The organism is Pseudomonas protegens, assembly GCF_003363755.1.
GTDB classification, from domain to species: domain Bacteria; phylum Pseudomonadota; class Gammaproteobacteria; order Pseudomonadales; family Pseudomonadaceae; genus Aquipseudomonas; species Aquipseudomonas danubii.
This window is the reverse complement of sequence record NZ_CP031396.1, coordinates 1,575,485-1,600,156: the sequence shown is the minus strand read 5'-3', so window position 1 is coordinate 1,600,156 and position 24,672 is coordinate 1,575,485. Positions and strand designations below refer to the sequence as shown.

General features: G+C 57.2%; 21 protein-coding genes and 1 pseudogene. 18 read left to right on the top strand and 4 right to left on the bottom strand.

Going from position 1 to position 24,672, the window contains the following annotated elements; all coding sequences use genetic code 11:
- Positions 1 to 13 precede the first annotated feature (13 nt).
- The 10 genes and pseudogenes from DWF74_RS06780 to DWF74_RS06735 form a co-directional block, all read left to right on the top strand.
- A complete protein-coding gene (locus tag DWF74_RS06780) occupies positions 14 to 2,221 on the top strand; it encodes a bifunctional prephenate dehydrogenase/3-phosphoshikimate 1-carboxyvinyltransferase (protein ID WP_115580652.1) in 2,208 nt (735 codons plus the stop codon).
- Positions 2,218 to 2,907 carry a (d)CMP kinase gene (cmk, locus tag DWF74_RS06775; RefSeq protein ID WP_011062580.1) on the top strand — a complete coding sequence of 230 codons (690 nt, stop codon included), beginning with the start codon at positions 2,218 to 2,220 and terminating at the stop codon, positions 2,905 to 2,907. The genes DWF74_RS06780 and cmk overlap by 4 nt, the downstream gene beginning before the upstream one ends.
- 121 nt (positions 2,908 to 3,028) lie before the next feature.
- Positions 3,029 to 4,723: a 30S ribosomal protein S1 gene (rpsA, locus tag DWF74_RS06770; protein WP_007931318.1), complete on the top strand. Its 1,695-nt coding sequence runs from the start codon at positions 3,029 to 3,031 to the stop codon at positions 4,721 to 4,723.
- 198 nt (positions 4,724 to 4,921) lie between these two features.
- On the top strand, positions 4,922 to 5,203 hold the full coding sequence (locus DWF74_RS30615) for a hypothetical protein (RefSeq protein WP_115580651.1): 282 nt from the start codon (positions 4,922 to 4,924) through the stop codon (positions 5,201 to 5,203).
- Positions 5,204 to 5,349: 146 nt separating this feature from the next.
- The gene (ihfB, locus tag DWF74_RS06760) at positions 5,350 to 5,646 is read left to right on the top strand and encodes an integration host factor subunit beta (RefSeq protein ID WP_072442827.1); all 297 of its coding nucleotides are present in this window, start codon (positions 5,350 to 5,352) and stop codon (positions 5,644 to 5,646) included.
- 334 nt (positions 5,647 to 5,980) lie between these two features.
- Positions 5,981 to 6,943, top strand: a complete 963-nt coding sequence (locus DWF74_RS06755; protein ID WP_115580650.1) for a UDP-glucose 4-epimerase family protein — start codon at positions 5,981 to 5,983, stop codon at positions 6,941 to 6,943.
- A 103-nt stretch (positions 6,944 to 7,046) separates the two neighbouring features.
- Complete coding sequence (locus tag DWF74_RS06750) at positions 7,047 to 8,066, top strand: MraY family glycosyltransferase (protein WP_115580649.1); 1,020 nt, start codon at positions 7,047 to 7,049, stop codon at positions 8,064 to 8,066.
- A 91-nt stretch (positions 8,067 to 8,157) separates the two neighbouring features.
- Positions 8,158 to 10,152 (top strand): polysaccharide biosynthesis protein, encoded by a 1,995-nt coding sequence (locus DWF74_RS06745; protein ID WP_115580648.1) that lies wholly within the window; start codon positions 8,158 to 8,160, stop codon positions 10,150 to 10,152.
- 111 nt (positions 10,153 to 10,263) lie between these two features.
- Entirely contained in the window at positions 10,264 to 10,593 is a 330-nt protein-coding gene (locus DWF74_RS06740; RefSeq protein WP_115580647.1) for a ComEA family DNA-binding protein, read from the top strand.
- A 172-nt stretch (positions 10,594 to 10,765) separates the two neighbouring features.
- Positions 10,766 to 11,206: pseudogene (locus DWF74_RS06735) on the top strand (SDR family NAD(P)-dependent oxidoreductase); the annotation flags it as partial.
- 23 nt (positions 11,207 to 11,229) lie between these two features.
- Here DWF74_RS06735 and DWF74_RS06730 read toward each other — a convergent pair.
- Positions 11,230 to 11,790 carry a TetR/AcrR family transcriptional regulator gene (locus DWF74_RS06730; RefSeq protein ID WP_115580646.1) on the bottom strand — a complete coding sequence of 187 codons (561 nt, stop codon included), beginning with the start codon at positions 11,788 to 11,790 and terminating at the stop codon, positions 11,230 to 11,232.
- Between the two features lie 192 nt (positions 11,791 to 11,982).
- Between DWF74_RS06730 and DWF74_RS06725 the strand changes: the two genes are divergently transcribed.
- Positions 11,983 to 12,636, top strand: coding sequence for a GntR family transcriptional regulator (locus DWF74_RS06725; RefSeq protein ID WP_115580645.1), 654 nt, complete (start codon positions 11,983 to 11,985; stop codon positions 12,634 to 12,636).
- Between the two features lie 15 nt (positions 12,637 to 12,651).
- Positions 12,652 to 13,503, top strand: coding sequence for an urea carboxylase-associated family protein (locus DWF74_RS06720; protein WP_102860868.1), 852 nt, complete (start codon positions 12,652 to 12,654; stop codon positions 13,501 to 13,503).
- 45 nt (positions 13,504 to 13,548) lie between these two features.
- Here DWF74_RS06720 and DWF74_RS06715 read toward each other — a convergent pair whose 3' ends face one another.
- On the bottom strand, positions 13,549 to 13,716 hold the full coding sequence (locus DWF74_RS06715; protein ID WP_020796133.1) for a DUF2897 family protein: 168 nt from the start codon (positions 13,714 to 13,716) through the stop codon (positions 13,549 to 13,551).
- 132 nt (positions 13,717 to 13,848) lie between these two features.
- Positions 13,849 to 15,213 (bottom strand): ethanolamine permease, encoded by a 1,365-nt coding sequence (gene eat, locus DWF74_RS06710; protein ID WP_110594591.1) that lies wholly within the window; start codon positions 15,211 to 15,213, stop codon positions 13,849 to 13,851.
- A 344-nt stretch (positions 15,214 to 15,557) separates the two neighbouring features.
- Between eat and kdpF the strand changes: the two genes are divergently transcribed.
- The 6 genes from kdpF to DWF74_RS06680 all read left to right on the top strand — a co-directional run bounded on the left by kdpF (position 15,558) and on the right by DWF74_RS06680 (position 23,555).
- Entirely contained in the window at positions 15,558 to 15,647 is a 90-nt protein-coding gene (gene kdpF, locus DWF74_RS06705) for a K(+)-transporting ATPase subunit F (protein ID WP_016964080.1), read from the top strand.
- An 11-nt stretch (positions 15,648 to 15,658) separates the two neighbouring features.
- Positions 15,659 to 17,353 (top strand): potassium-transporting ATPase subunit KdpA, encoded by a 1,695-nt coding sequence (kdpA, locus tag DWF74_RS06700; protein ID WP_115580644.1) that lies wholly within the window; start codon positions 15,659 to 15,661, stop codon positions 17,351 to 17,353.
- Positions 17,354 to 17,363: 10 nt separating this feature from the next.
- Positions 17,364 to 19,448, top strand: a complete 2,085-nt coding sequence (gene kdpB, locus DWF74_RS06695; protein WP_102880457.1) for a potassium-transporting ATPase subunit KdpB — start codon at positions 17,364 to 17,366, stop codon at positions 19,446 to 19,448.
- A gap of 36 nt (positions 19,449 to 19,484) precedes the next feature.
- Positions 19,485 to 20,030, top strand: coding sequence for a potassium-transporting ATPase subunit KdpC (kdpC, locus tag DWF74_RS06690; protein ID WP_102860871.1), 546 nt, complete (start codon positions 19,485 to 19,487; stop codon positions 20,028 to 20,030).
- A gap of 74 nt (positions 20,031 to 20,104) precedes the next feature.
- Positions 20,105 to 22,756, top strand: coding sequence for a sensor histidine kinase (locus DWF74_RS06685; protein WP_115580643.1), 2,652 nt, complete (start codon positions 20,105 to 20,107; stop codon positions 22,754 to 22,756).
- 103 nt (positions 22,757 to 22,859) lie between these two features.
- Entirely contained in the window at positions 22,860 to 23,555 is a 696-nt protein-coding gene (locus tag DWF74_RS06680) for a response regulator (protein WP_102860873.1), read from the top strand.
- 29 nt (positions 23,556 to 23,584) lie between these two features.
- Here DWF74_RS06680 and DWF74_RS06675 read toward each other — a convergent pair whose 3' ends face one another.
- Positions 23,585 to 24,619, bottom strand: coding sequence for a patatin-like phospholipase family protein (locus tag DWF74_RS06675; protein WP_102880454.1), 1,035 nt, complete (start codon positions 24,617 to 24,619; stop codon positions 23,585 to 23,587).
- Between the last annotated feature and the right edge of the window lie 53 nt (positions 24,620 to 24,672).

The window sequence follows — 24,672 nt, the reverse complement described above, 5'->3', positions numbered from 1 at the left end:
ATCTGCTGTGCCTATGATCGGTCGCCTGGTAGTGATCGGCCTGGGGTTGATTGGTGGCTCCTTTGCCAAGGGGTTGCGCGAAAGTGGTGTATGTCGCGAAGTGGTCGGTGTCGATCTGGATCCGCAGTCCCGCCAGTTGGCGGTTGAGCTGGGGGTAGTGGATCGCTGTGAGGAAGACTTGGCTCTGGCTTGCCAGGGGGCCGATGTGATTCAACTCGCGGTACCGATCCTGGCCATGGAAAAACTGCTGGCAATGTTGGCTGGCATGGATTTGGGGGCGGCGGTGCTGACCGATGTTGGCAGTGCCAAGGGTAATGTGGTGCGTGCGGCGCAGGCGGCCTTTGCGGGTATGCCAGCTCGGTTCGTCCCGGGGCATCCTATTGCCGGCTCCGAGCAGAGCGGCGTCGAAGCCTCCAATGCGCAGTTGTTCCGTCGTCACAAGGTGATCCTGACGCCTCTGGAGCAAACCGATCCTGCCGCGCTGGATCTGGTCGACAAGCTTTGGCGTGAGTTGGGGGCTGATGTCGAGCACATGCAGGTCGAGCGCCACGACGAAGTTCTGGCAGCGACCAGTCACCTGCCGCACTTACTGGCATTTGGTCTGGTCGACTCCCTGGCTAAGCGCAGTGAAAATCTCGATATCTTCCGTTACGCTGCGGGCGGGTTCCGCGATTTCACGAGAATCGCCGGCAGCGACCCGGTCATGTGGCACGACATCTTCCTCGCCAACCGCGAAGCAGTTCTGCGCACACTCGATACATTTCGCAACGATCTCGACGCCTTGCGCGACGCGGTCAATGCAGGGGACGGGCATCAGTTGTTGGGCGTATTCACTCGCGCCCGGGTTGCCCGCGAGCATTTCGGTAAAATCCTGGCCCGCCGGGCCTATGTGGACGCTATGAACTCCAACGATCTGATTTTCCTGGCAAATCCTGGTGGCCGCCTGTCTGGGCGGATTCGTGTACCGGGCGACAAATCGATTTCCCACCGTTCGATCATGCTTGGCTCCCTGGCTGAGGGCACCACCGAAGTCGAGGGGTTTCTCGAGGGTGAGGATGCTCTGGCGACGCTGCAGGCCTTCCGCGATATGGGGGTGGTCATTGAAGGTCCGCACCATGGGCGTGTGACTATTCATGGTGTGGGTCTGCATGGCTTGAAGCCAGCGCCGGGCCCGATCTATCTGGGTAACTCCGGCACTTCGATGCGCCTGCTCTCCGGTCTGCTGGCTGCGCAGAGCTTCGACAGCACCCTCACGGGGGACCCCTCGCTGTCCAAGCGTCCGATGAATCGCGTGGCCAACCCGCTGCGGGAAATGGGTGCGGTGATCGAGACAGCGGCCGAGGGTCGCCCGCCAATGGTGATTCGTGGTGGTCACAAGCTCAAAGGGCTGACCTACACCTTGCCAATGGCCAGTGCCCAGGTTAAGTCCTGTCTGCTGCTGGCTGGCTTGTATGCTGAGGGGAAGACCACAGTCACAGAGCCAGCACCGACCCGCGACCATACTGAGCGTATGCTGCGTGGTTTTGGCTACCCGGTGAGTGTTGACGGTGCAACTGCATCGGTTGAGTCGGGCGGTAAGCTCAAGGCAACTCATATCGAAGTCCCGGCAGACATTTCTTCTGCGGCGTTCTTCCTGGTAGCTGCTTCCATCGCCGAAGGCTCTGAGTTGGTGCTGGAGCATGTGGGAATCAACCCGACCCGTACTGGCGTGATAGATATCCTGCGCCTCATGGGCGCTGATATTCGTCTGGAAAACCAGCGCGAAGTCGGCGGTGAGCCGGTTGCCGATTTGCATGTGCGTGCTGCCAAGCTCAAGGGGATCGAGATTCCTGAAGAGTTGGTGCCATTGGCGATCGACGAATTCCCTGTGCTATTCGTAGCTGCCGCCTGCGCCGAAGGGCGTACTGTGCTGCGTGGTGCGGAAGAGCTGCGGGTCAAGGAGTCCGATCGTATCCAGGTAATGGCTGATGGCTTGCTGACCTTGGGAGTCAAGTGTGAGCCAACTCCTGACGGCATCATTATTGAGGGTGGCCAGATTGGGGGCGGTGAAGTGCACGGTCATGGTGATCACCGTATCGCCATGGCATTCAGCGTTGCTTCGTTGCGTGCCAATGCGCCGATTCGTATCCACGACTGTGCGAACGTTGCTACCTCGTTCCCGAACTTTCTTGCGTTGTGCGCGCAGGTGGGGATTCGTGTCGCGCAAGAGGCTCAGTCGTGAATATCAAGGCGCCCGTGATCACCATTGATGGGCCAAGTGGTTCAGGTAAAGGCACCATTGCTGGCAAGCTGGCCAAGCATCTGGGTTGGTGCCTGCTGGATTCCGGGGCTCTTTACCGGCTGCTGGCTTTCGCCGCACGCAATCATGGCGTTGACCTGACTAACGAAGAGTCGCTGAAGTTGTTGGCAGCTCATCTGGATGTGCAGTTTCTCGGCGCCACTGAAAATCATCCACAGCGGATCATCCTCGAGGGCGATGATGTGACCGACGACCTGCGCAATGAGCAGGTTGGAGCCTGGGCGTCTCAAGTGGCAGCGCTGCCGGCTGTGCGTGACGCCTTGTTACAGCGTCAGCGTGCATTCCAAGAGCCGCCGGGCCTGGTTGCGGATGGTCGCGACATGGGCACCGTGGTGTTTCCTGATGCGCCATTGAAGATTTTCCTGACTGCCAGTGCCGAGGAGCGTGCCCGTCGGCGTTACTTGCAGTTGAAGGGAAAAGTCGATGGTGTTAGTCTGTCGAGTCTGCTAGATGAGATACGTGCGCGCGACGAGCGCGACACCCAGCGAGCGGTAGCCCCGCTCAAGCCGGCGGCCGACGCCATACAGCTGGATTCCACGGAGTTGTCCATCGATCAGGTGTTGCAACGCATCTTGAGTGAGATCGCCATCCGCGATATCGCCGGGTGAACAAGGAGGATCGCGGGGGACCAGTCATAGTCCTGCGATCTTTCTTTTATATGAACGTAACCCACATTGTCTGGGATGTGGCAGATGGGCGTATTCTTCGCCCTTATCAACAGGAATTAAAATGAGCGAAAGCTTTGCGGAACTCTTTGAAGAAAGCCTAAAAACCCTGAACCTTCAGGCAGGCTCCATCATCACCGGTGTTATCGTCGACATCGACTACCAAGCGCGTTGGGTAACCGTTCACGCTGGTCTGAAGTCTGAGGCACTGATCCCGCTTGAGCAGTTCTACAACGATGCTGGCGAACTGTCCATCAATGTTGGTGATGAAGTTCACGTTGCTCTGGATTCGGTTGAAGACGGTTTCGGTGAAACCAAGCTCTCCCGTGAAAAAGCCAAGCGCGCTGAATGCTGGATCGTTCTGGAAGCAGCCTTCGCAGCCGAAGAAGTGGTCAAGGGCGTTATCAACGGTAAGGTTAAAGGCGGCTTCACAGTCGACGTTAACGGCATCCGTGCGTTCCTGCCAGGTTCTCTGGTTGACGTCCGTCCAGTGCGCGACACTACGCACCTGGAAGGCAAAGAGCTCGAGTTTAAAGTCATCAAACTCGACCAGAAACGCAACAACGTTGTCGTTTCCCGTCGTAGCGTCCTCGAAGCCGAGAACTCCGCTGAGCGTGAAGCTCTGTTGGAATCCCTGCAGGAAGGTCAGCAAGTCAAAGGTATCGTCAAGAACCTCACCGACTACGGCGCATTCGTTGATCTGGGCGGCGTCGATGGCCTGCTGCACATCACTGACATGGCTTGGAAGCGTATCAAGCATCCTTCCGAAATCGTCAACGTTGGCGACGAGATCGATGTCAAGGTTCTGAAGTACGATCGCGAGCGCAATCGTGTTTCCCTGGGCCTGAAGCAACTGGGCGAAGATCCATGGGTTGCTATCAAGGCTCGTTACCCAGAAAGCACCCGCGTTACCGCTCGTGTAACCAACCTGACCGACTACGGCTGCTTCGCTGAGCTGGAAGAAGGCGTGGAAGGCCTGGTGCACGTTTCGGAAATGGACTGGACCAACAAGAACATCCACCCTTCGAAAGTCGTACAAGTCGGCGACGAAGTGGAAGTTATGGTTCTGGACATCGACGAAGAGCGTCGTCGTATCTCCCTCGGCATCAAGCAGTGCAAGTCCAACCCGTGGGAAGACTTCTCTGGCCAGTTCAACAAGGGTGATAAGATCTCCGGCACCATCAAGTCGATCACCGATTTCGGTATCTTCATTGGTCTGGACGGCGGCATCGACGGTCTGGTTCACCTGTCCGACATCTCCTGGAACGAAGTGGGCGAAGAAGCCGTACGTCGCTTCAAGAAGGGCGACGAACTGGACACCGTTATCCTGTCGGTTGACCCAGAGCGCGAGCGTATCTCCCTGGGTATCAAGCAACTGGAAAGCGATCCGTTCTCCGAGTACGTTCAAGAGAACGACAAAGGCGCAATCGTTAAGGGTGTTGTAAAAGAAGTTGACGCCAAAGGCGCCATCATCACCCTGGCTAACGATATCGAAGCTACTCTGAAAGCCTCCGAAATCAGCCGCGACCGCATCGAAGATGCGCGTAACGTTCTGAAAGAAGGCGAAGAAGTTGAAGCCAAGATCATCAGCGTTGACCGTAAGAGCCGTGTAATCCAGCTCTCGATCAAGTCGAAAGACGTTGAAGACGAGAAAGAAGCTATCCAGAGCCTGCGCGACAAGCCAGCTGCTTCGGATATCGCTGCTGGTCCTACCACTCTGGGCGACCTGCTGCGTGCACAGATGGAAAAGCAGAACTAAGTTCTGTCAGACCATAAAAAGGGCGACTTCGGTCGCTCTTTTTTTTGCTCCAAAATCGTTAGTTTGAGAGTTCTCCGCAAGGGAAACCAACATGTACCGTGAGCTGTCTCTTTCTTAGGTGGCCGGCTGCATATTCGGAGCTAGGCTTTGCCTTGGATGTGCATCATTCGAGCAGCAGGGGCTGCTATAAGGAAGAGCATGAGCAGGCTGGTTATGATTGTTTTGGTTCTTTTGTTGGTTGGTTGTGCGACCAATGTAAAGACTCATGCTGTTCGTGGGGTCAGTGGTATTGAGATCGATTGTTCAGGTTTGGGAGCGGATTGGGGGCAGTGCTACAGGCGTGCTGCGAGCGAATGTAAGGCCGTTGGTTACAAAATCATCACTAAGTCGAGCGACACCAAGGACGAGGAGGGAGATTATCCCTTCGGCTGGAATCCGGCGGGGTACCTCACGCGTACGATGCTCGTGATGTGTCGATAGAAAGGCCTGAGTTTACATCTCTGCGTCTCTATCACTGGCAAAAGGAGTTTGTGCTAGCTACGCAGTTCTTGGGCTGTTCAAAACCTTCAGAGCATGCTAAAACCTTTTGAGCACTGACCTAGCTGCTTGAAAAAGAAGGGAAAAATATGACGAAGTCGGAGTTGATCGAACGAATTGTCACCCATCAAGGGCTGCTGTCATCCAAGGATGTCGAGTTGGCTATCAAGACTATGCTTGAGCAAATGTCCCAGTGTCTGGCTACTGGGGATCGGATTGAAATTCGAGGATTTGGCAGCTTCTCGCTTCACTATCGCGCTCCTCGGGTAGGTCGGAACCCAAAAACTGGTCAGTCAGTTAGCCTGGATGGAAAATTTGTGCCCCATTTTAAACCGGGTAAGGAGCTTCGCGATCGGGTAAATGAAGAGGAAGGAGATGGGCTCTAAGCCTGTAAACTAAGGATTCACCGTTTTTCTGATTTTACTAAAGAAGAGTTTCTTTAGTTTATCTTGCTGAGCACTTGTTAGCGAAAATTTTTTATATGGTTTTTAGTGTTTATAAAGTGTTTTTTTTGTGTTGCTAGATTGTTTTTTATGAGTTTTATAGTTGGTGGTTTTTTTGGGCTTGTATTTTTGTGAGGTTGTGGCATTAGCAATTATAAATCGCGGGCTTTTTTGATATTGGATTATGGTTCATCAGGGCTCTATAAGTGCATAATGTCGTTTTTCGAGCGCTTCAGATACTACCCTGTAGCGCCAGTTCAAGAAGGTACAGTAGGAAATGAACAGGATCCTTTTGACAGGAGCATCCGGTTTTGTGGGAGGAGCTGTTCATGAATGCTTGTCTAAAATCTCAACTCAGAAGCTAACCTTGGCAATACGTAAGCCAGTGCAAGGGTTGATATCCTCTACGATCACTGCTCAGATTGATCAGATTGATGGCTTTACGGACTGGGCTCAGGCCCTGTTGGATTGTGATGTCGTAATACACGCGGCTGCTCGTGTCCATGTAATGCATGATTCCTCTCTTGATCCACTCGCTGAGTTTCGAAAAGTTAATGTTGACGGAACGCTGAATCTTGCGCGACAAGCTGCGCAAAGAGGGGTGCATCGGTTCATATTCATTAGTTCCATAAAAGTCAACGGTGAGGAAACGTCACTTGATGAACCCTACACTGCAGATATTGAGCCGGCTCCGGTGGATCCCTACGGAATTTCCAAGATGGAAGCGGAAAAGGGGCTTATGACCATAGCATCACAAACTGGAATGGAGGTTGTGATCATTCGGCCTACGCTTGTTTATGGCCCCGGGGTTAAGGCGAATTTCTTGAGTATGATGAAATGGTTGTATAAAGGAATTCCTTTGCCTTTTGGTGCTATATACAATCGCCGCAGTTTAGTTGCGTTGGGTAACTTGGTAGATTTTATTGTTACTTGTATTGATCATCCCAAAGCCGCAAATCAAACATTTCTGGTTAGCGATGGTGATGATCTATCAACAACTGTATTGCTCGAGAAAATGGGCGCAGCATTGGGGAAAAGTGCTCGCTTGTTACCTGTGCCGAGTGGCGTTTTGAAGTTTGGTGCTGCTATGTTGGGGAAAAAATCGTTGTCTCAACGATTGTGCGGCTCGCTTCAAGTTGATATAGAGAAGAATCGCGAGTTGCTGGGGTGGAGTCCGCCTATAACTGTAGATGTCGCGATTGGTCTTACCGCCAAGCATTTTATTGATAGTCATTCCTGAATCCTCATGCTTGTCAGGAGTGTTTTTCAAGAGGCTTTCATTTTTTAGGTTGAGCAGTTCTAGTTGTGCTTGCTCTCTAGTTTGGAATTAGGGAAAAATATACATGGCAATCTGGTGGTTGATGTTGGCGGTGCTCGGCATTTCGCTTTTGTTGACTTGGGTGCTACGTCGTTATGCGCTTGCCCGCAGCCTGATGGATATTCCCAATAATCGTAGTTCTCACTCGGTACCTACCCCTAGAGGGGGGGGCGTTGCAATTGTTTTGAGCTTTCTTGTGGCCAGCCCTCTTCTGACTTTTCTTGTTGATGTGCCTTGGCCGTATATTTGGGCTCTATGGGGGGCTGGTGCGCTTATTGCGGTGATTGGCTTTCTGGATGATCACGGACATATAGCTGCACGTTGGAGGCTACTTGCTCATTTTTCTGCCTCGATTTGGGCGTTAGCGTGGCTGGGTGGCTTGCCCCCTGTAAAGTTGCTAGGAATGGACTTCAACCTTTCATGGGTTGGCCATTTTTTCACTGTTTTCTATTTGGTCTGGATGCTTAATCTATATAACTTTATGGATGGTATTGATGGAATAGCCAGTGTGCAGGCAGTGAGCGCATGTCTTGGTGCATGCGTTATTTATTGGTTGTCTGGAGACGTATCTTTGATCTGGGTGCCGCTACTATTAGCAGCGGCAGTACTTGGGTTTCTTTATTGGAATTTCCCCCCTGCACGAATTTTTATGGGTGATGCGGGCAGTGGTTTTCTCGGGCTTATTTTGGGTTTGTTTTCAGTCCAGGCTGCTTGGACCTCTTCACGTTTTCTTTGGGTTTGGTTGATTCTTCTTGGAGTATTCATTGTTGATTCGACTTTTACTCTGACTCGTAGATTGTTACGTGGAGATAAAGTTTATGAAGCTCATCGCAGCCATGCTTATCAATTTGCCTCTCGCCAATTTGGTCGACATCTGCCGGTGACTCTGGCGGTTATGGCGATTAACGTATTTTGGCTGCTGCCAATTGCTATGTGCGTGGGGCTATTCGACTTGGATGGTAGTATGGGCATGGTATTGGCTTATGTGCCTTTGGTGCTCCTTGCTATAAGGTTTCATGCGGGAGAGCTGGAGAAAGCCGGTTGACAGGGCTCGATGTCAGGAGTAGGCAAATGAATGCTCCACATCAGTGTGTAAGATAGATCGAGGCTAGGGGCCGGGATTCGAAAAAGCGATTATGGATACAATACGAACATGTCTGTTAAAGCTTCCACGCCGACAGAAGCGAGTCCTGCAAGTCATCACCGATATTTTGTTAGTGTGGGCTGCGTTGTGGATGGCGTTTGTCGTCAGGCTGGGTTTTGATGACCTAAACAATCCGTTTGTCGTGCATTTCTGGCTCTTTGCTAGCGCACCCATCGTTGCCATACCTTTGTTTGTACGGTTCGGGATGTATCGTGCAGTGATGCGCTATTTTGGTAACGATGCCCTCATAGCAATAGTTAAGGCTGTGACGTTGTCTGCCTTGATTCTTGCCTTGGTCGTTTATCTGTATAGCAATCACCAAACAGTAGTGCCACGCTCAATTGTGTTCAACTATTGGTGGTTGAGTATGGTGATGATCGGTGGGCTCAGGCTCGCTATGCGCCAGTACTTTCTGGGGGATTGGTTCACTGCAGCCCAGCATGTGCCCTTCACCAATCGGGATGATGGTTTACCCAAGGTAGCCATTTATGGCGCGGGGGCGGCAGGTAATCAACTGGTTGCAGCGTTGCGATTGGGACGACTGATGCGGCCGGTGGCATTTATTGATGATGACAGCAGTATCGCTGACCGGATGATCGCCGGACTACAAGTATACAAACCCAAGCATTTACAACAGATGATTGACGAGACAGATGCAGAAGAGATACTTCTTGCTATCCCTTCGTCCACTCGTAGTCGCCGAAGAGAGATTCTGGGTTATCTGGAAGGTTTTCCCCTTCATGTTCGAAGTGTTCCTGGCTTTATGGATTTGGCCAGTGGGCGAGTGAAGGTTGATGACATTCAAGAAGTGGACATTGCGGACTTGCTTGGGCGTGACTCTGTACCTGCTCAAGGCGATTTGTTGGCGCACTGTATAAAAGGGAAAACTATTCTGGTGACAGGTGCCGGCGGATCTATTGGATCTGAGCTTTGCCGACAGATTTTGTCCTTGGGCCCCACTGCTCTGATTCTGCTCGATCATAGCGAGTTCAATCTCTACAGTATTTTGTCTGAGCTTGAACTGCGTGTGTCGCGGGAGGCTCGTATTGTAAAATTGCTCCCTATTCTAGGCTCCGTGCGTAATTACGAAAAGCTGTTATCTGTCATGAAAACCTGGAGTGTCGAGACGGTTTATCATGCTGCTGCTTATAAGCATGTACCGATGGTTGAGCATAATATTGCTGAAGGTGTACTTAATAATGTGATGGGTACGCTCAACACGGCGCAGGCCGCTTTGCAATCCGGTGTGGCTAATTTTGTACTGATTTCTACTGATAAGGCTGTTCGCCCAACTAACGTAATGGGCAGTACCAAGCGTTTGGCGGAACTTACTCTGCAGGCGTTGAGCAAAGAAGTCGCGCCAGTGTTATTCAATGACTCTTCAAATATTTCAAGGGTAAATAAAACCCGTTTCACCATGGTGCGTTTCGGTAATGTATTGGGCTCTTCAGGCTCAGTCATTCCACTGTTTCGCAAACAGATCAAATCAGGTGGTCCGCTGACGGTCACTCATCCGAAGATTACGCGCTATTTCATGACTATTCCGGAAGCTGCTCAGTTGGTTATCCAGGCTGGATCGATGGGGCAGGGCGGTGATGTTTTTGTGCTGGATATGGGTGAGCCGGTGAAAATCGTCGAGTTGGCGGAAAAGATGATTCATCTCTCCGGGCTGAGCATACGCTCGGAAAAAAATCCTCATGGCGATATCGCTATCGAGTTTACCGGCCTTCGTCCTGGTGAAAAGCTTTACGAAGAGTTGCTGATTGGCGACAACGTAGTGGCGACTCAACACCCAATGATCATGAGCGCCAATGAGGATCATCTGTCTTGGGATTTGCTTAAGGCCAAGCTCAGCGAACTCCTTGCAGCGCTTGAGTTAGATGATTATGCAAGAGTTCGACAACTGCTTCGTGAGACGGTGAGTGGTTATACCCCGGACGGTGAAATCGTCGACTGGGTTTATCAACAGCGGCGTCTCAAGCCTTGAATCTACACAACCGGTAACCCTCCTGCTTTTGACTTGCCTGCGGCATCACCTAGGTTTGGAAGGCAGCTTCGGAAAAGCTGTTTTCCTTACTCGATGTCATGGAGCGTCACTATGCGTAACTCTTATCTCTCCTCGCTGATCTTTGCCGTTCTAGCCAGCCTTTCGCTTGCAGCTCAAGCAGCGCCTGCTGTCAAGGCGCAGGTTGTTGCTCCTGAGGCAGTGGAGCAGGCAACGCCTCAAGTCAGCAAAATCAACCTCAATACCGCCGATATGGCTGTCCTGCAGCGCGAGCTATTTGGAATTGGCGAGGCCAAGGCCAAGGCGATTGTCGCTTATCGTGAAGAGAATGGTCCCTTTGCTTCGGTGGATGAACTGCTTGAGGTCAAGGGGATCGGCAAGACTATCCTGGAGCGCAATCGAGACAAGCTCGTCGTCAACTGACTTGATCAAGTAGCAATCGAAGGTCGGTCAGTGACCGGCCTTCTGTATTTCGGGCGGGTTTGGTGCCTAGCCATGAATCTCAATCAACAGGCAATTTTTTCATGGTGCTGCAAGAGTATTGTGCATGTAATATTTTTCGCTCTCCGGATGTTCCAATCGGAGGCGTCCATTACTTTCAAGATTGTCAGGAGCGGCCGCGACGAGTTTTTTCGCGGTCGGGCGCAGGGCGATCATCAAAATTGTCTCAGTGGTCGCGTTAATCCCGGAGCGTTTCAATGCGACTTACAGTGCCGCCAAGGCTTACGTGCTAAGCCTGACTCAGTCACTGCCGGCTGAGTTGAAAGGCAATGACGTTCAGGCTCAGGGGAGCTTGCCTGGCGTTACTTGTACCGAGATATGGGAGCGTTCAGGCTTGGAGGCTAAGGCCATCCCCCTAGAGATGGTGATTGAGGCGACTGAGATGGTGGACGCGGCATCGAGTGGTTTCGACCAGAGAGAGTTGATCACGCTACCTTCGTTTCCCGCTCCGGCGGACTGGCAAGCACTGGTAGCCGCGCGCCTGGCCTTGGGGCCCAATCTTTCCAGGAACAGTGCCGCCGCGCGTTCCAATTAAGGCGGCCCATGGAGCGGGTTGTATTATTCCTGCTCCTGTTTCTTCAGGCCCTCACTGACGACCTCCAGTATCTGTACCGCCAGTTCAGGACTTTCCACGCTGCGCGAGAGCATCAACGCTCCCACCAGGGTCGACATGATCATCAGGCTGCGTTGCGCCTTATTTTCACCTTCCAGAGTCGCTTCCACTTGGGCAAGTCTGGCATTGAGCACTGCATCGGTGGTGGGGCTGGGTTGGCCGCGCTGGCCGAGTTCCGAGCTCATGGTTGGTAGTGGGCAACCTTGATGGGGTGAGCTGCGATGCCACTCGGAAAGGTAGTTGTCGATAAACGCCTGCAAGGGCTGTTCTTGTGCGAACAGAGTTGCGCAGTGGGCGTCCAGGTCTTGGGCAACTGCGCAAAGGGCTTCTTCTACCAGCTCATCCTTGGACTTGAAGTGGGAGTAGAAACCGCCATGGGTCAGGCCCAGTGCCTTCATCAGTGGTTGTAATCCCGTTCCCCCTATTCCATCACGACGAAAACGTTCCGAAGCTTCTTTGATAATGCGTTGATGTGTCTGGGCTTTATGGTCTGCTGAATAACGCATTTGAGAAACCTCCACAACTAGAGCGCTATTTTAACCAAGGATCATCAGATCACGCCCCTACTTATCAGTGGGTGTTTTGCGTATTTACAGCGTTCCGACAGGTAGGGCGAGTGTTTGCAGGACCCTCAGGAATTGGCACGATAAGTGATTAAAGTTTGATCACGAATTGTTGAACAATCTCGAGGTGTTGCCATGAGCAACGGTTTATCCCTTGCGGACCAGATCAGGGTGGAACTGCGTGCCGACATTATCGGTGGTCGCCTGTTGCCTGGCATGCCGTTGGTAGAGAGCGAGCTGGTCAGCACCTACAACGCTTCGCGCAACACCATACGTGAAGCGTTGCACGGCTTGGGCCAGGAGGGGTTGACCCACTATGTCCGTTATAAAGGCGTGGTGGTCAGACGCCTGAGCAGCGATGAGGTAAAGGATCTGTTCCGGGTACGTCGGACTCTGGAGTTGCAGGCGATCGCCAGTGCAAAGCCGCTGAGCGAGTGCCAGGCTGATCGTATGCTCGACGCCATCGAGGCGGCCCAATTGGCCCGAGATCGCGAGGACTGGCGTGCTGTCGGGACCCATGGTTTGCGCTTTCATCAGCAGGTGGTAAGGCTACTGGATTCTTCCTTGTTCGATGAGTTTTTCACCAATGTAGTCGCGCAATTGCGTCTGGTGTTTTGCGCCGCGCCGGATGAAGCGTTGTTCCAGGCGCCCTGGCTGGTTCGTGACCGGCAGATTCACCAATGGCTGGTGGAGGGTGACAAAGCCCGCGCCGGCGAGGCAATGGAGGCATATCTGGACGACTCCGAGCGCCTGCTGCTGAACATGTTCAGTCAATCCTTGCGTCACTGAGTGAGGGCGATACCCATGTACAAAGACTATCCAGCGGCTTATCAGGTCAGCAAAGGCTCGGCGCTGCAGGTGGATACGACCTTTTATGAACGTATCCGTGATAACCGGGCACAACGTACGCTGATCGAGCAGTTCGAGGTGCCGATTCGTACGGGCCGGGCCTGGAAGGTGCCCGCCGGTCATGTGTTTCGAGTGACCACACCCGTAGGCCCGCAAGTGGGAGACTTCAACGTCTGGAATGCCAATGACCCGCGAGAACGCCTATGGGCTGCACGTACCCGGCAGTTGCAGGGCGCCCATGTCAGCACCCATGACCGGCTCTGGTCGAACCTGCCTTTCTTGCGGCCGCTGGTCACGATCACCGATGACAGCCTGGCGAATTATGGTATCGACGAGCATGGCGGGCGCCTGCACGATTTATTGGGTACCCGTTGCGATCCCTATGTGAACCGAATGCTCACAGGCGAGGATTTTCATCATCACTGTCACTCCAATCTGACACGGGCGGTTCTGCCCCATGGCCTCACCGAATTCGACGTGCATGACGTATTGAATATCTTTCAGTGCACCGGCCTTAATCATGACGACATGTATTTCATGAAGGCCTGTCCGGCGCAAAAGGGCGACTATCTGGAGTTTTTTGCCGAAATCGACCTGCTGTGTGCACTGTCGACCTGCCCGGGGGGCGATCTGTCCTTGCCGATGTGGGGCCCCGAGGCTCAGGACCCCTTGAGTGTTTGCCGGCCACTGGGAGTGGAGATCTATCGTCTCGAAGAGTCACTGCTTGAAGGCTGGAGCCAGCCGGAGCGGGCGGCCTACAAAGGTCAGCACGGCTTGCACATCGCCAAGGCCGAATGGGAAAAGTAGGGCCTTGAGCAGTCCCTTCAATGCAGGACGAAAGGGCTGATGGGATTAACGATCCTGCGCTTCTTTGGCATCCATTTCTGCGTTGCGTTCGGCTACGCGTTTACGTTGCTCATCAGTCAGTTCCACCTTGTGGGCGGTGTCGCGCAGCATCATCAAGCCGCCGACGATCGAACCGATAGCAACCACCAGAATCAACCAGGCATACCAGGGCATAGGGCTCTCCTTGAACGGCAGTTTCCCGAGGACGAAGGTTCGCCCTCGGGACTGCCTGTAATGCTTTGAGTTAAAGCGTTTCGCACTGGTTCCATTGTATGCCTGATTGTTCTGGCTAGTAGTGCCCGATGCTTACAGACCGGTGAGCATGGCATCCGCCGGGGCATCGGCCCGCAGTTGTGCGGTGAGCTGAAAGTAAATGAAACCCAGCACCATGAAGCCGAGGAAGATCAGGCCAATCAGCGCGTTGAACCAGGCCATGGCCACCAGGCACACCAGCGCCAGTGCCAGTGCGATGGCGGGTACCAGCGGGTAGCCCGGGGCGCGGAAGCTGCGTGGCAGGTCCGGTTCGGTCCGGCGCAGTTTGAACAGGCTGAGCATGCTCATGATGTACATCACGATGGCGCCGAATACCGCCATGGTGATCATTGCGGCGGTCAGGGTCATGCCGCCCAGGTTGATCAGGCCATCGCTGTAGATCGCGGCGATACCGATCAGGCCGCCGGCGATGATCGCCCGGTGTGGCGTCTGGAAACGTGACAGCCTGGCCAGGGATGCTGGCAGATAGCCGGCACGAGCCAGGGCAAAGAACTGCCGCGAATAGCCGAGGATGATCCCGTGGAAGCTGGCCACGAGGCCAAACAGGCCGATCCACACCAGCATGTGCAGCCAGCCGGAACTGTCGCCCACCACGGCTTTCATCGCCTGTGGCAACGGGTCGTTGATATTGGCCAGGGTGCGCCAGTCACCCACTCCGCCAGCGAAGAACATCACCCCCATGGCCAGCAGTACCAGGGTCAGAATGCCGCTGATGTAGGCCTTGGGAATGGTGCGTTTGGGGTCCTTGGCTTCTTCGGCGGCCATGGCCGCACCCTCGATGGCCAGGAAGAACCAGATGGCGAAGGGGATGGCGGCGAACATCCCGGCAATCGCAGGGGCTCCGAAGGTGTCGGCTCCGGCCCAGCCGTTGAGGGCGAAATTGCTGAAGCTGAAGGCCGGTGCTACCACGCCCATGAATACCAGTAGCTCTGCCACCGCCAGTACGCACACCACCAGTTCGAAGGTAGCCGCCAGTTTTACCCCGAGGATGTTCAGGCCCATGAAGACGAGGTAGGCCCCCACGGCGGCATGCTTGGGGTCCAGCGCCGGAAACTGCACATTCAGGTAGGCGCCAATGGCCAGGGCAATCGCCGGTGGCGCAAAGACGAATTCGATCAAAGTGGCCAACCCGGCAATCAAGCCGCCTTTCTCGCCAAAGGCGCGTCGGCTGTAGGCAAAGGGGCCTCCTGCATGGGGAATGGCCGTGGTCAGCTCGGTGAAACTGAATATAAAGCAGGTATACATGGTGGCGACCAGTAAAGAGGTCACGAGGAAACCAAGGGTTCCGGCCACGCCCCAGCCATAGCTCCAGCCGAAGTATTCCCCGGAAATCACCAGACCGACCGCGATACCCCATAAATGCAGCGTGCCCAGAGTGGGCTTGAGTTGTGTGTTCATCAGTTGCTCCCTGAACGGTTGGAAGTGCTCGGGACTGGCCTGTGCAGCGCCCATGCCAGTCTCGTGGCGACCGTCGTAAAGCCAGGAAAGCGGTCGTATCGAGGATGTTTTCCAGGTTTTTGTCGTCGATCGATATCAGTCTGGTGCATCCCGGTGCCTTCGATTGGGGCAGGGGGAGCATGGGGGCAGCCGCTGTCGTCTTCCAACTGCCCAGGTAAACGCCGCATAAAGCCAGTCTTTACGCTTTCTTTATGGGCCTCCCACCCCGTCGATCTCGTTCCTTTACAGGCACCCTGCGGACAATGGCTGCATTCGCGGCAATCGCCGTACCTCGGAGACATTCCATGAACATTCTGGACGCGGTGTCATTGCTGCTGGCAGTGGGCCTGTTCGTTTATCTACTGGTTGCGCTGCTGCGCGCGGATCGGAACTAGGAGCTGCGGTTATGCACAGTTATGACTATTGGCTGCTCCTCGCCTTCTTTGCCCTGGTGCTGCTGCCCGCGCCCTGGCTGGGACGTTTCTACTACAAGGTCATGGAAGGCCAGCGCACCTGGCTGACCCCGGTCCTGGGGCCGGTGGAGCGTGCGTGCTACCGGATTTCCGGGGTCGACCCACAAGACGAGCAGAGTTGGCAGAAATACACCCTGGCCTTGTTGGCCTTCAACCTGGCGGGGTTTGTCCTGCTGTTTGCCATCCTGCTGTTCCAGGGGTATCTGCCACTCAACCCGCAGAATCTTCCGGGACAGGAATGGACCCAGGCGTTCAACACCGCCGTCAGTTTCATGACCAATACCAACTGGCAGTCCTACAGTGGTGAGGCCTCCCTGAGCTACCTCAGCCAGATGGTCGGCCTGACCGTGCAGAACTTTGTCAGCGCTGCTACCGGGCTGACGGTGCTGGTTGCCTTGTGCCGCGGCATTGGCCGGCGTTCGGTGCGCACCTTGGGCAACTTCTGGGTCGACATGACCCGCGCGACTCTCTATGGCTTGCTGCCGCTGAGTCTGCTGCTGGCGTTGTTCCTGGTCTGGCAGGGCGTGCCCCAGACCTTTGCCCACTACGTGGATGCCCTGACCCTGCAAGGTAACGACCAGGTGATTCCGCTGGGCCCGGCGGCGAGCCAGATCGCCATCAAACAGTTGGGCACCAATGGTGGTGGCTTCTTCGGTGTCAACTCGGCTCACCCGTTCGAGAACCCCAGTGCCTGGAGCAACCTGTTCGAGCTGGTGTCGATCATCTTGATTCCCGTGGCCCTGGTGTTCACTTTCGGCCACTACGTCAAGGATCTGCGCCAGAGCCGCGCGATCATTGCCTGCATGTTTGCCCTGTTCCTGATTGGCGGTGCCACCTCGCTGTGGGCGGAGTATCAACCCAATCCGGCGTTGCAGAATGCTGCGGTGGAGCAGGCGGCACCTCTGGAAGGCAAGGAAGCGCGCTTGGGCACCACTGCCACGGTGCTCTGGTCGGTGACCACTACGGCCGCGTCCAATGGCTCGGTGAACGGCATGCATGACAGCCTGAATCCTTTGAGCGGCATGGTGGCGCTGATCAACATGATGGTGGGGGAGGTGATCTTCGGCGGTGTCGGCGCGGGTCTCTACGGCATGCTGTTGAACGTACTGATCGCGGTATTTCTCGCCGGGTTGATGATCGGTCGCACCCCGGAATACCTGGGCAAGAAGCTTCAGGCCAAGGAAGTGCAATTGCTGGTAGTGACCCTGATGGTCATGCCCATTGGCGTCCTCGTTCTCGGTGCCCTGGCCGCCAGCCTGCCTGGCCCGGCCGGAGCCATCAGCAATCCAGGGCCTCACGGTTTCAGCCAGTTGCTGTATGCCTACACCTCAGCCAGCGCCAACAACGGCTCGGCCTTCGGTGGCTTCAGTGCCAACACCCCCTTCCATAACCTGATGCTGGGCCTGGGCATGCTGATTGGACGTTTCGGCTACATCCTGCCGGTGCTGGCCCTGGCTGGCAGCCTGGGGCTGAAGAAGCCCGCCCCCATCGGCCAGAACAGCTTTCCCACTCACGGCCCGTTGTTCGTGGCCTTGTTGACCGTGACCATTTTGCTGGTGGGCGGCCTGACTTTCCTGCCGACCCTGGCGTTGGGCCCAATCGCTGAACACTTGAGCATGGGCTTCTGAGGACCTGATGATGAATATGCATGTTCCTGCCTCGAACAAGGCTGTTGACTCGGCCGCCAAGGCCAAGCGCACCCAGGCCGAATCTTCGAGTACCGCGATCTCTGCTCTGTGGCGCCCGGCGCTGATTCAGGCCTTCGTCAAGCTCGACCCTCGCCAGTTGCAACGTTCGCCGGTGATGTTGGTGGTGGAGTTGACGGCAATCCTGACCACTGTGCTGTGTTTCGTGCCGGATACCTCGGTATCGACGTTCGTCGCGGCACAGATAGCCCTCTGGCTGTGGTTTACCGTGCTTTTCGCCAACTTTGCCGAAGCTCTGGCAGAGGGCCGTGGCAAGGCCCGGGCCGACAGCCTCAAGGCCGGCAGCGAAGGCTTGAGTGCTCGCCGTCGCACCAGCGAGGGCACCTATCAGGTGGTGCCGGCGATCAACCTGCGCAAAGGCGATGTGGTGCGGGTTGAAGCCGGGGAAATGATCCCGGGGGACGGCGAGGTGATCGAGGGCATTGCCGCGGTCAACGAGGCGGCGATCACCGGTGAGTCGGCGCCAGTGATCCGCGAGTCCGGTGGCGATCGCTCAGCGGTGACCGGCAACACCCGGCTGGTTTCCGACTGGCTGCTGGTGCGCATCACCAGCAATCCCGGCGAGTCGACCCTGGATCGCATGATCGCCCTGGTGGAAGGTGCCAAGCGGCAGAAGACGCCCAACGAAGTGGCCCTGGATATCCTGCTGATCGGCCTGACCCTGATCTTCCTGCTGGTGGTGGTGACCCTGCAGCCCTTCGCCCACTTTGCCAATGGCAGCCTGCCGCTGGTGTTCCTGGTGGCGTTATTGGTGACCCTGATTCCCACCACCATCGGCGGCCTGCTGTCGGCCATCGGCATTGCCGGGATGGATCGTCTGGTACGCCTCAATGTGATCGCCAAATCCGGGCGTGCGGTGGAGGCCGCGGGGGATGTGCATGTGTTGTTGCTGGACAAGACCGGCACCATCACCTTCGGCAACCGTCGTTGCAGCGCCATTCATCCGGCTCCCGGCGTGAACGCTCGTGAGCTGGCCGAAGCAGCATTGCTGGCTTCACTGGCGGATGACACTGCCGAAGGCAAATCCATCGTCGAGTACTTGCGGGAGCTTTATCCACAACCTGAACCGGCTCCTGAAGTCTTGACCGCCGTGCCATTCAGTGCGGAAACCCGCCTGTCCGGCGTCGATTACCAGGGCCGGATCTATCGCAAGGGGGCGGTGGATTCGGTGCTGAACTTTGTTGGCCTCAAACGCAGCGACCTGGCGCCGGCCCTGTCCCGGGAAATCGACAAGATCGCCCAGAGCGGTGGTACTCCACTGCTGGTGTGCGGCGAAGGCCGGATGCTTGGGGCCATTCACCTCAAGGATGTGGTCAAGCCGGGTATCCGCGAGCGTTTCGCCGAGTTGCGCAAGCTGGGGATTCGCACTGTCATGGTGACCGGCGACAACCCGCTGACTGCTGCCGCCATCGCCGCTGAAGCCGGGGTCGACGACGTACTGGCCGAAGCCACGCCGGAAAAGAAACTGGCGCGCATCCGTCACGAGCAGAACGACGGACGCCTGGTGGCGATGTGCGGCGACGGTGCCAACGACGCCCCGGCGCTGGCCCAGGCCGATGTCGGCATGGCGATGAACGACGGCACTCAGGCGGCTCGCGAGGCGGCCAACATGGTCGACCTGGACAGTGATCCGACCAAGCTGCTGGATGTGGTGCAGATCGGCAAGGAGCTGCTGGTGACCCGTGGCGCCCTGACCACCTTTTCCATCGCCAACGATGTCGCCAAGTACTTCGCCATTCTGCCAGCGCTGTTCGCAGCGATTTATCCACAGCTGGGCGTGCTCAACATCATGCACCTGACCAGCCCGCAGAGCGCGATTCTCTCGGCGATCGTATTCAACGCCCTGATCATCGTGGTGCTGATCCCTCTGGCGTTGCGCGGGGTCAGGGTCCAGGCCGCCAGTGCCGCCCACCTGCTGCGGCGCAACCTGCTGATCTACGGTGTGGGTGGGATCGTGGTGCCCTTTGTCGGGATCAAGCTGATCGACATGCTGCTGACCGCCTTGCACCTGGTGTAACTCGCCTGCGGCATTGAATGAATCGAGGATTGAGAAATGACTAGCGTATTGCGTCCGGCCTTGAGCCTAATTGTGTTGATGACTGTGATTACCGGCGTGGCCTATCCACTGGTGGTGACCGGTGTGGCCCAGGTGGCGTTCCCGGATCAGGCCAATGGCAGCCTGGTGCGTGATGCCCAGGGCAAGGTGCGTGGTTCGACCCTGATTGCCCAGGATTTTGTCGGTGATGCCTGGTTTCATCCACGCCCATCGGCAGGAGCCTTTGCCACGGTGTCCAGTGGTGCCAGCAACTTGGCGCCGAGCAACCCGGCCCTGGCCACGCGGGTGATCGACGATGCCCAAAAGCTCCAGGTGCCAGGTCAAGGGCCAGTGCCGCTGGCCTTGCTGACCACCTCCGGCAGCGGCCTTGATCCGCACTTGCCACCCGAGGCGATTGACTATCAACTAGCGCGGGTCGCGGCGGCGCGCAATCTGCCGGCGGCTAAGCTACAGGCGCTGGTGCAGGCACATATCGAGCGGCCGCTGGTGGGGCCGCCGGTGGTCAATGTGCTGGCCCTGAACCAGGCCCTGGAGAATCTGTAAGCGCTGCCGTTCGTGCGGGTGACAGCGTCTAGCGTGCGGATTGAACCGATTGTTTTGTTGCAGAGAGATAACCCATGAGTGATTCCGGCCGCGCCGACGCGCTGCTTGCTGATCTGCCCCGGGATGGCCGCGGCCGGCTCAAGGTCTTTCTTGGCGCCGCTCCTGGCGTCGGCAAGACCTACGCCATGCTTCAGGCCGCCCACACGCAAATGCGCCAAGGGGTCAAGGTGCTCGCCGGGGTAGTGGAAACCCATGGTCGTGCCGAGACCGAAGCGCTGCTGAGCGGCTTGCCGCAGCAGCCCCTGGTGCGCTCGGAATACCGTGGGGTGGTGCTCGAAGAGATGGACCTGGATGGTCTGTTGAAGGCCCGGCCCAAGCTGGTGCTGGTGGACGAACTGGCCCACAGCAATGCGCCGGGCAGCCGGCATGCCAAGCGTTGGCAGGATATCCAGGAGCTGCTGGCGGCGGGTATCGACGTGTTCACCACGGTCAACGTCCAGCACCTGGAGAGCCTTAACGATCAGGTGCGCGGCATTACTGGGGTCCAGGTCCGCGAGACGCTGCCCGACTGGGTGCTGCAGGAAGCCTATGAATTGCTGCTGGTGGACCTGCCGCCGCGGGAGCTCCTGGAGCGCCTGCGGGACGGCAAGGTCTATGTACCGGAGCAGGCGCGGGCGGCCATCGATGCCTTTTTCACCCAGACCAACCTCACCGCGCTGCGGGAGTTGGCGATGCAGACTGCTGCGGCCCAAGTGGATAACGACCTGGCCCTGGGCTATCGCCAGTTGGGGCAGGCGGCTCCGGCGGTGCGTGGGCGTTTGCTGGTGGGCATTGATGGCGATGCCCAGGCCGAGCGTCTGGTGCGCCATGCCAGTCGTGTGGCCCAGCGTCGGCATTTGCCCTGGAGCCTGGTGCATGTGGACAACGGCCGGCTGCGGGACGAGCAGTCGCGCCTGCGCTTGCAGGCGGCGCAGCAATTGGCTGAGCGCCTGGGCGGGGAGGTGGTTCTGCTGCGGGCTGGCGAGGTGGCCAAGACCCTGATCCAGCACGCCAGCGAACGCCGCGCCAGTCTGTTGCTGGTGGGGCAATCCAGCCGCCGCTGGCGTCGGCGCTGGTTTGGTGGTGGCCTGGCGGCGCGCCTCTTGCGTAATGCCGATGGCCTGGAAATCAATGTCCTGGACAGCGAGCCACAACCCCATCAGCCGGGTTTGCGAGCCAAGCATTCGCTGTTGTGGTTCGACTATGCCCTGGCGCTGTTGGCGACCGTGTTGGCCAGTGCCCTGGCCTGGGGGGTGGCCAGTGTGCTGCCGTTGCCGAACATTTCCCTGGTGTTTCTTGCCGCAGTGTTGCTGGTGGCCGTGCGCAGCAGCCTGGGGCCGGCCCTAGCTTGCGCGGCGCTGTCGTTCTTGAGTTATGACTTCCTGTTTATCCCGCCGAGTTTCTCTTTTGCCATCCAGCGTGAAGAGGATGTGCTGACTCTGCTGTTTTTCCTACTCATGGCTGCGCTCACCGGCAACCTGGCGGCGCGCCAGCGGCGGCAGTTGCAGGCCCTGCGCGAGACCCAGGAGGAAACCGGTGAACTGTTGGACCTGTCACGCAAGCTCACCGCTGCCACTGACCGGCAAGCGGTGATCAGTGCCGCAGCCCAGCACCTGCATGGGCGTGATGAGTTGCGTATCTGCCTGCTTAATCGCGACGGGCAGGGGTGCTGGAAAGTCGAAACCGGTGGCTCGCCGCAGTTCTCCGAGGCTGAGCGTGCGGCGGCCGATTGGGCCTGGCAGCACGATCAGCCTGCGGGGCTGGGGACCGGGACCTTGCCCTTCGGGCGTTGGTGGTGGTGGCCATTATCGGTGGATGACGGCCCCTTGGGGTTGTTGGGTGTCTGTCCCAGGGAAGGCGAAGAGTTCAGTGGCCAGCGTCGCCGCCTGCTCACCGCCCTCAGCCAGCCCCTGGCCCAGGCGCTGGCTCGGGCGCGTTTGGCGGAGGATTTGGAGGCGGCGCGACTGCACGGTGAAACCGAACAGTTACGCAGTGCCTTGCTGGCCTCTGTGTCCCACGATCTGCGCACACCGCTGACTTCGATGCGCGGCAGCATCGACAGCCTGTTGGCGCTGGGGGAGGCGATTCCCCTGGAAGACCGGCGCGAACTCCTGGAAGGCACGCGGGATGAGGCCGAGCGCCTGGATCGCTACATCCAGAACCTCTTGGACATGACCCGGCTCGGCCATGGTGCGTTGAAACTGGCTCGCGACTGGGTCGCGCCTGGGGACATAGTCGGCAGCGCCCTGAACCGCCTGCGTGCGGTGCTGGCGCCGCTGCAGGTGAGCACCGAGTTGCCACCGGACCTGCCGTTGCTCCATGTGCATGCCGCCCTGATCGAGCAGGCACTGGTCAATGTCCTGGAGAACGCCGCACGCTTTTCGCCAAACCAGGGTCGCCTGCAACTCAAGGTCAGTGCCGATGAGCATGAATTGAGCTTTGCCGTCAGCGATGAGGGCCCGGGGATTCCCGAAGAGGAGCGGGCGAAGATCTTCGACATGTTCTATACCGCTGCCCGTGGCGATCGGGGAGGGCAGGGAACGGGGCTGGGCCTGGCGATTTGCCAGGGCATGGTTGGTGCCCACGGCGGGCATATCAGTGTCGCCGATGGCATTGACGGCCATGGCACCTGCATCACCTTGCACTTGCCATTGCAAACCCAGCCGGAGCTTGAGCAGGATCTGTGAATACCTGTAGAACGCAGTCATACCTCGTAACGCAAGCGCTACCGGGATTACCGGAGCAGCCTTGCGCTACTCTTTTGCCTCTTATTTGTCTTGAATTGAACCCATGAGCCAGACCGCGACCATCCTGGTCATCGACGACGAGCCGCAGATCCGCAAGTTCCTGCGCATCAGCTTGGCGTCCCAAGGATACAAAGTGATTGAAGCCGGTACCGGTACCGAGGGCCTGGCCCAGGCGGCACTGAACAAGCCGGATCTGCTGGTGCTCGACCTGGGGCTTCCGGACATGGATGGCCAGCAGGTACTGCGCGAGTTTCGTGAGTGGTCGACGGTGCCCGTGCTGGTGCTTTCGGTGCGTGCCAGCGAGGTGCAGAAGGTCGAAGCCCTGGACGGTGGCGCCAACGATTACGTGACCAAGCCTTTCGGCATCCAGGAGTTCCTGGCACGCATCCGCGCCCTGTTGCGCCAGGCGCCGGTGGGGGAGGTGCAGGAAGCGGCGTTGCAAGTTGGGCCGCTGACGGTGGACCTGGCCTACCGTCGGGTACTGCTCGATGGCCAGGAAGTGGCCCTGACGCGCAAGGAGTACGCTGTGCTGGCGCAACTGGCACGACACCCCGGTCGGGTGATCACCCAACAGCAGCTGCTCAAGGACATCTGGGGGCCGACCCACACCGAGGACAGTCATTACCTGCGGATCGTGGTCGGGCATTTACGCCAGAAACTGGCGGATGATCCGACCCAACCACGGTTCATCGTCACCGAGGCGGGTGTTGGCTACCGTCTCTTGGGAAGCGAGCCCTGAGCCTTAGAGGGCTGGAATGTCGGGGCTTGCTATTGTTCCTGTTCGTAGCGGTCCAGGGTATCGCTGGCGATTTCACGACCCAGGGCGATCAGTTCCGGGGCCTTGTAGAACTCGAAGAACCGGCACACACGCTTGGGCACGTTGATCAATATGTCCGGTGGATAGCCGGCGATCTTGTATTGGGCCAGGGACGTCTGCATGACCTCGAAGCTCTGGTTCACCAGGTCCAGTAGCGAGGCCGGACCGACGTTGTCGATGATGAACGAACCGCTGGCGGACTTGGGCGCGCCGTCGGTTTCTGGCGCAGCAGCCGGTTGCTGGGATTCCGGTTCGGCACCTTCGACCCAGGGATTGATCTCGGCGGCTTGGCTCTTGAAGGCCTCCTGTTCCAGCAGCAATAGTTGTTCGGCCTGTTTACGCCGGAACGGCAGGTGCGAGCCCAGGGAGTTGATCAGGCTGTCAAAGCGGCTTTTGAACGCCGGGGGGCGCTGGATCACCGGTAACTGATAATGGCGCTGGTTGGTGGAGTTGAGGTTGACCGCGATGATCAGGTCGCAGTGGCTGGAGACCACTGGCACGATCGGCAGCGGGTTGAGCAGACCGCCGTCCACCAGCATGCGGTTACCCTGCATCACCGGGGTGAACAGGCTTGGGATGGCTGCGGACGCGCGCATGGCTTGATGCAGGCAGCCTTCCTGGAACCAGATTTCCTGTTGGTTGGTCAGGTCAGTGGCTACCGCGGTGTAGGGAATGCGCAGCTCTTCGATATTCACTTCACCGACGATCTTGCGGATCTGGCCGAAGACTTTCTCGCCGCGAATCGCCCCCAGGCGGAAACTCACGTCCACCAGGCGCAGTACATCAAGGTAATCCAGGCTTTCGATCCACTCCCGATACTCGGCGAGCTTGCCTGCGGCATAGATGCCGCCCACCACGGCGCCCATGGAGCAACCGGCGATGCAGGCGATGTCATACCCGCGTCTTTCGATCTCCTCGATGACCCCGATATGGGCGTACCCGCGAGCGCCTCCCGAGCCGAGGACCAATGCGACACGTTTGTTCATGATTCGTCCTTTCGCCAAACAGGTTGCAACAATGCACCCATAGCGGCCTGGGG

What these genes read in the sequence shown, in the direction of transcription:
- DWF74_RS06780 (WP_115580652.1), top strand. Translation starts at nt 14, where the DNA reads ATGATCGGTCGCCTGGTAGTGATCGGCCTGGGGTTGATTGGTGGCTCC.
- rpsA (WP_007931318.1), top strand. Translation starts at nt 3,029, where the DNA reads ATGAGCGAAAGCTTTGCGGAACTCTTTGAAGAAAGCCTAAAAACCCTG.
- DWF74_RS30615 (WP_115580651.1), top strand. Translation starts at nt 4,922, where the DNA reads ATGAGCAGGCTGGTTATGATTGTTTTGGTTCTTTTGTTGGTTGGTTGT.
- ihfB (WP_072442827.1), top strand. Translation starts at nt 5,350, where the DNA reads ATGACGAAGTCGGAGTTGATCGAACGAATTGTCACCCATCAAGGGCTG.
- DWF74_RS06755 (WP_115580650.1), top strand. Translation starts at nt 5,981, where the DNA reads ATGAACAGGATCCTTTTGACAGGAGCATCCGGTTTTGTGGGAGGAGCT.
- DWF74_RS06750 (WP_115580649.1), top strand. Translation starts at nt 7,047, where the DNA reads ATGGCAATCTGGTGGTTGATGTTGGCGGTGCTCGGCATTTCGCTTTTG.
- DWF74_RS06745 (WP_115580648.1), top strand. Translation starts at nt 8,158, where the DNA reads ATGGATACAATACGAACATGTCTGTTAAAGCTTCCACGCCGACAGAAG.
- DWF74_RS06740 (WP_115580647.1), top strand. Translation starts at nt 10,264, where the DNA reads ATGCGTAACTCTTATCTCTCCTCGCTGATCTTTGCCGTTCTAGCCAGC.
- DWF74_RS06730 (WP_115580646.1), bottom strand. Translation starts at nt 11,790, where the DNA reads ATGCGTTATTCAGCAGACCATAAAGCCCAGACACATCAACGCATTATC.
- DWF74_RS06725 (WP_115580645.1), top strand. Translation starts at nt 11,983, where the DNA reads ATGAGCAACGGTTTATCCCTTGCGGACCAGATCAGGGTGGAACTGCGT.
- DWF74_RS06720 (WP_102860868.1), top strand. Translation starts at nt 12,652, where the DNA reads ATGTACAAAGACTATCCAGCGGCTTATCAGGTCAGCAAAGGCTCGGCG.
- DWF74_RS06715 (WP_020796133.1), bottom strand. Translation starts at nt 13,716, where the DNA reads ATGCCCTGGTATGCCTGGTTGATTCTGGTGGTTGCTATCGGTTCGATC.
- eat (WP_110594591.1), bottom strand. Translation starts at nt 15,213, where the DNA reads ATGAACACACAACTCAAGCCCACTCTGGGCACGCTGCATTTATGGGGT.
- kdpF (WP_016964080.1), top strand. Translation starts at nt 15,558, where the DNA reads ATGAACATTCTGGACGCGGTGTCATTGCTGCTGGCAGTGGGCCTGTTC.
- kdpA (WP_115580644.1), top strand. Translation starts at nt 15,659, where the DNA reads ATGCACAGTTATGACTATTGGCTGCTCCTCGCCTTCTTTGCCCTGGTG.
- kdpB (WP_102880457.1), top strand. Translation starts at nt 17,364, where the DNA reads ATGAATATGCATGTTCCTGCCTCGAACAAGGCTGTTGACTCGGCCGCC.
- kdpC (WP_102860871.1), top strand. Translation starts at nt 19,485, where the DNA reads ATGACTAGCGTATTGCGTCCGGCCTTGAGCCTAATTGTGTTGATGACT.
- DWF74_RS06685 (WP_115580643.1), top strand. Translation starts at nt 20,105, where the DNA reads ATGAGTGATTCCGGCCGCGCCGACGCGCTGCTTGCTGATCTGCCCCGG.
- DWF74_RS06680 (WP_102860873.1), top strand. Translation starts at nt 22,860, where the DNA reads ATGAGCCAGACCGCGACCATCCTGGTCATCGACGACGAGCCGCAGATC.
- DWF74_RS06675 (WP_102880454.1), bottom strand. Translation starts at nt 24,619, where the DNA reads ATGAACAAACGTGTCGCATTGGTCCTCGGCTCGGGAGGCGCTCGCGGG.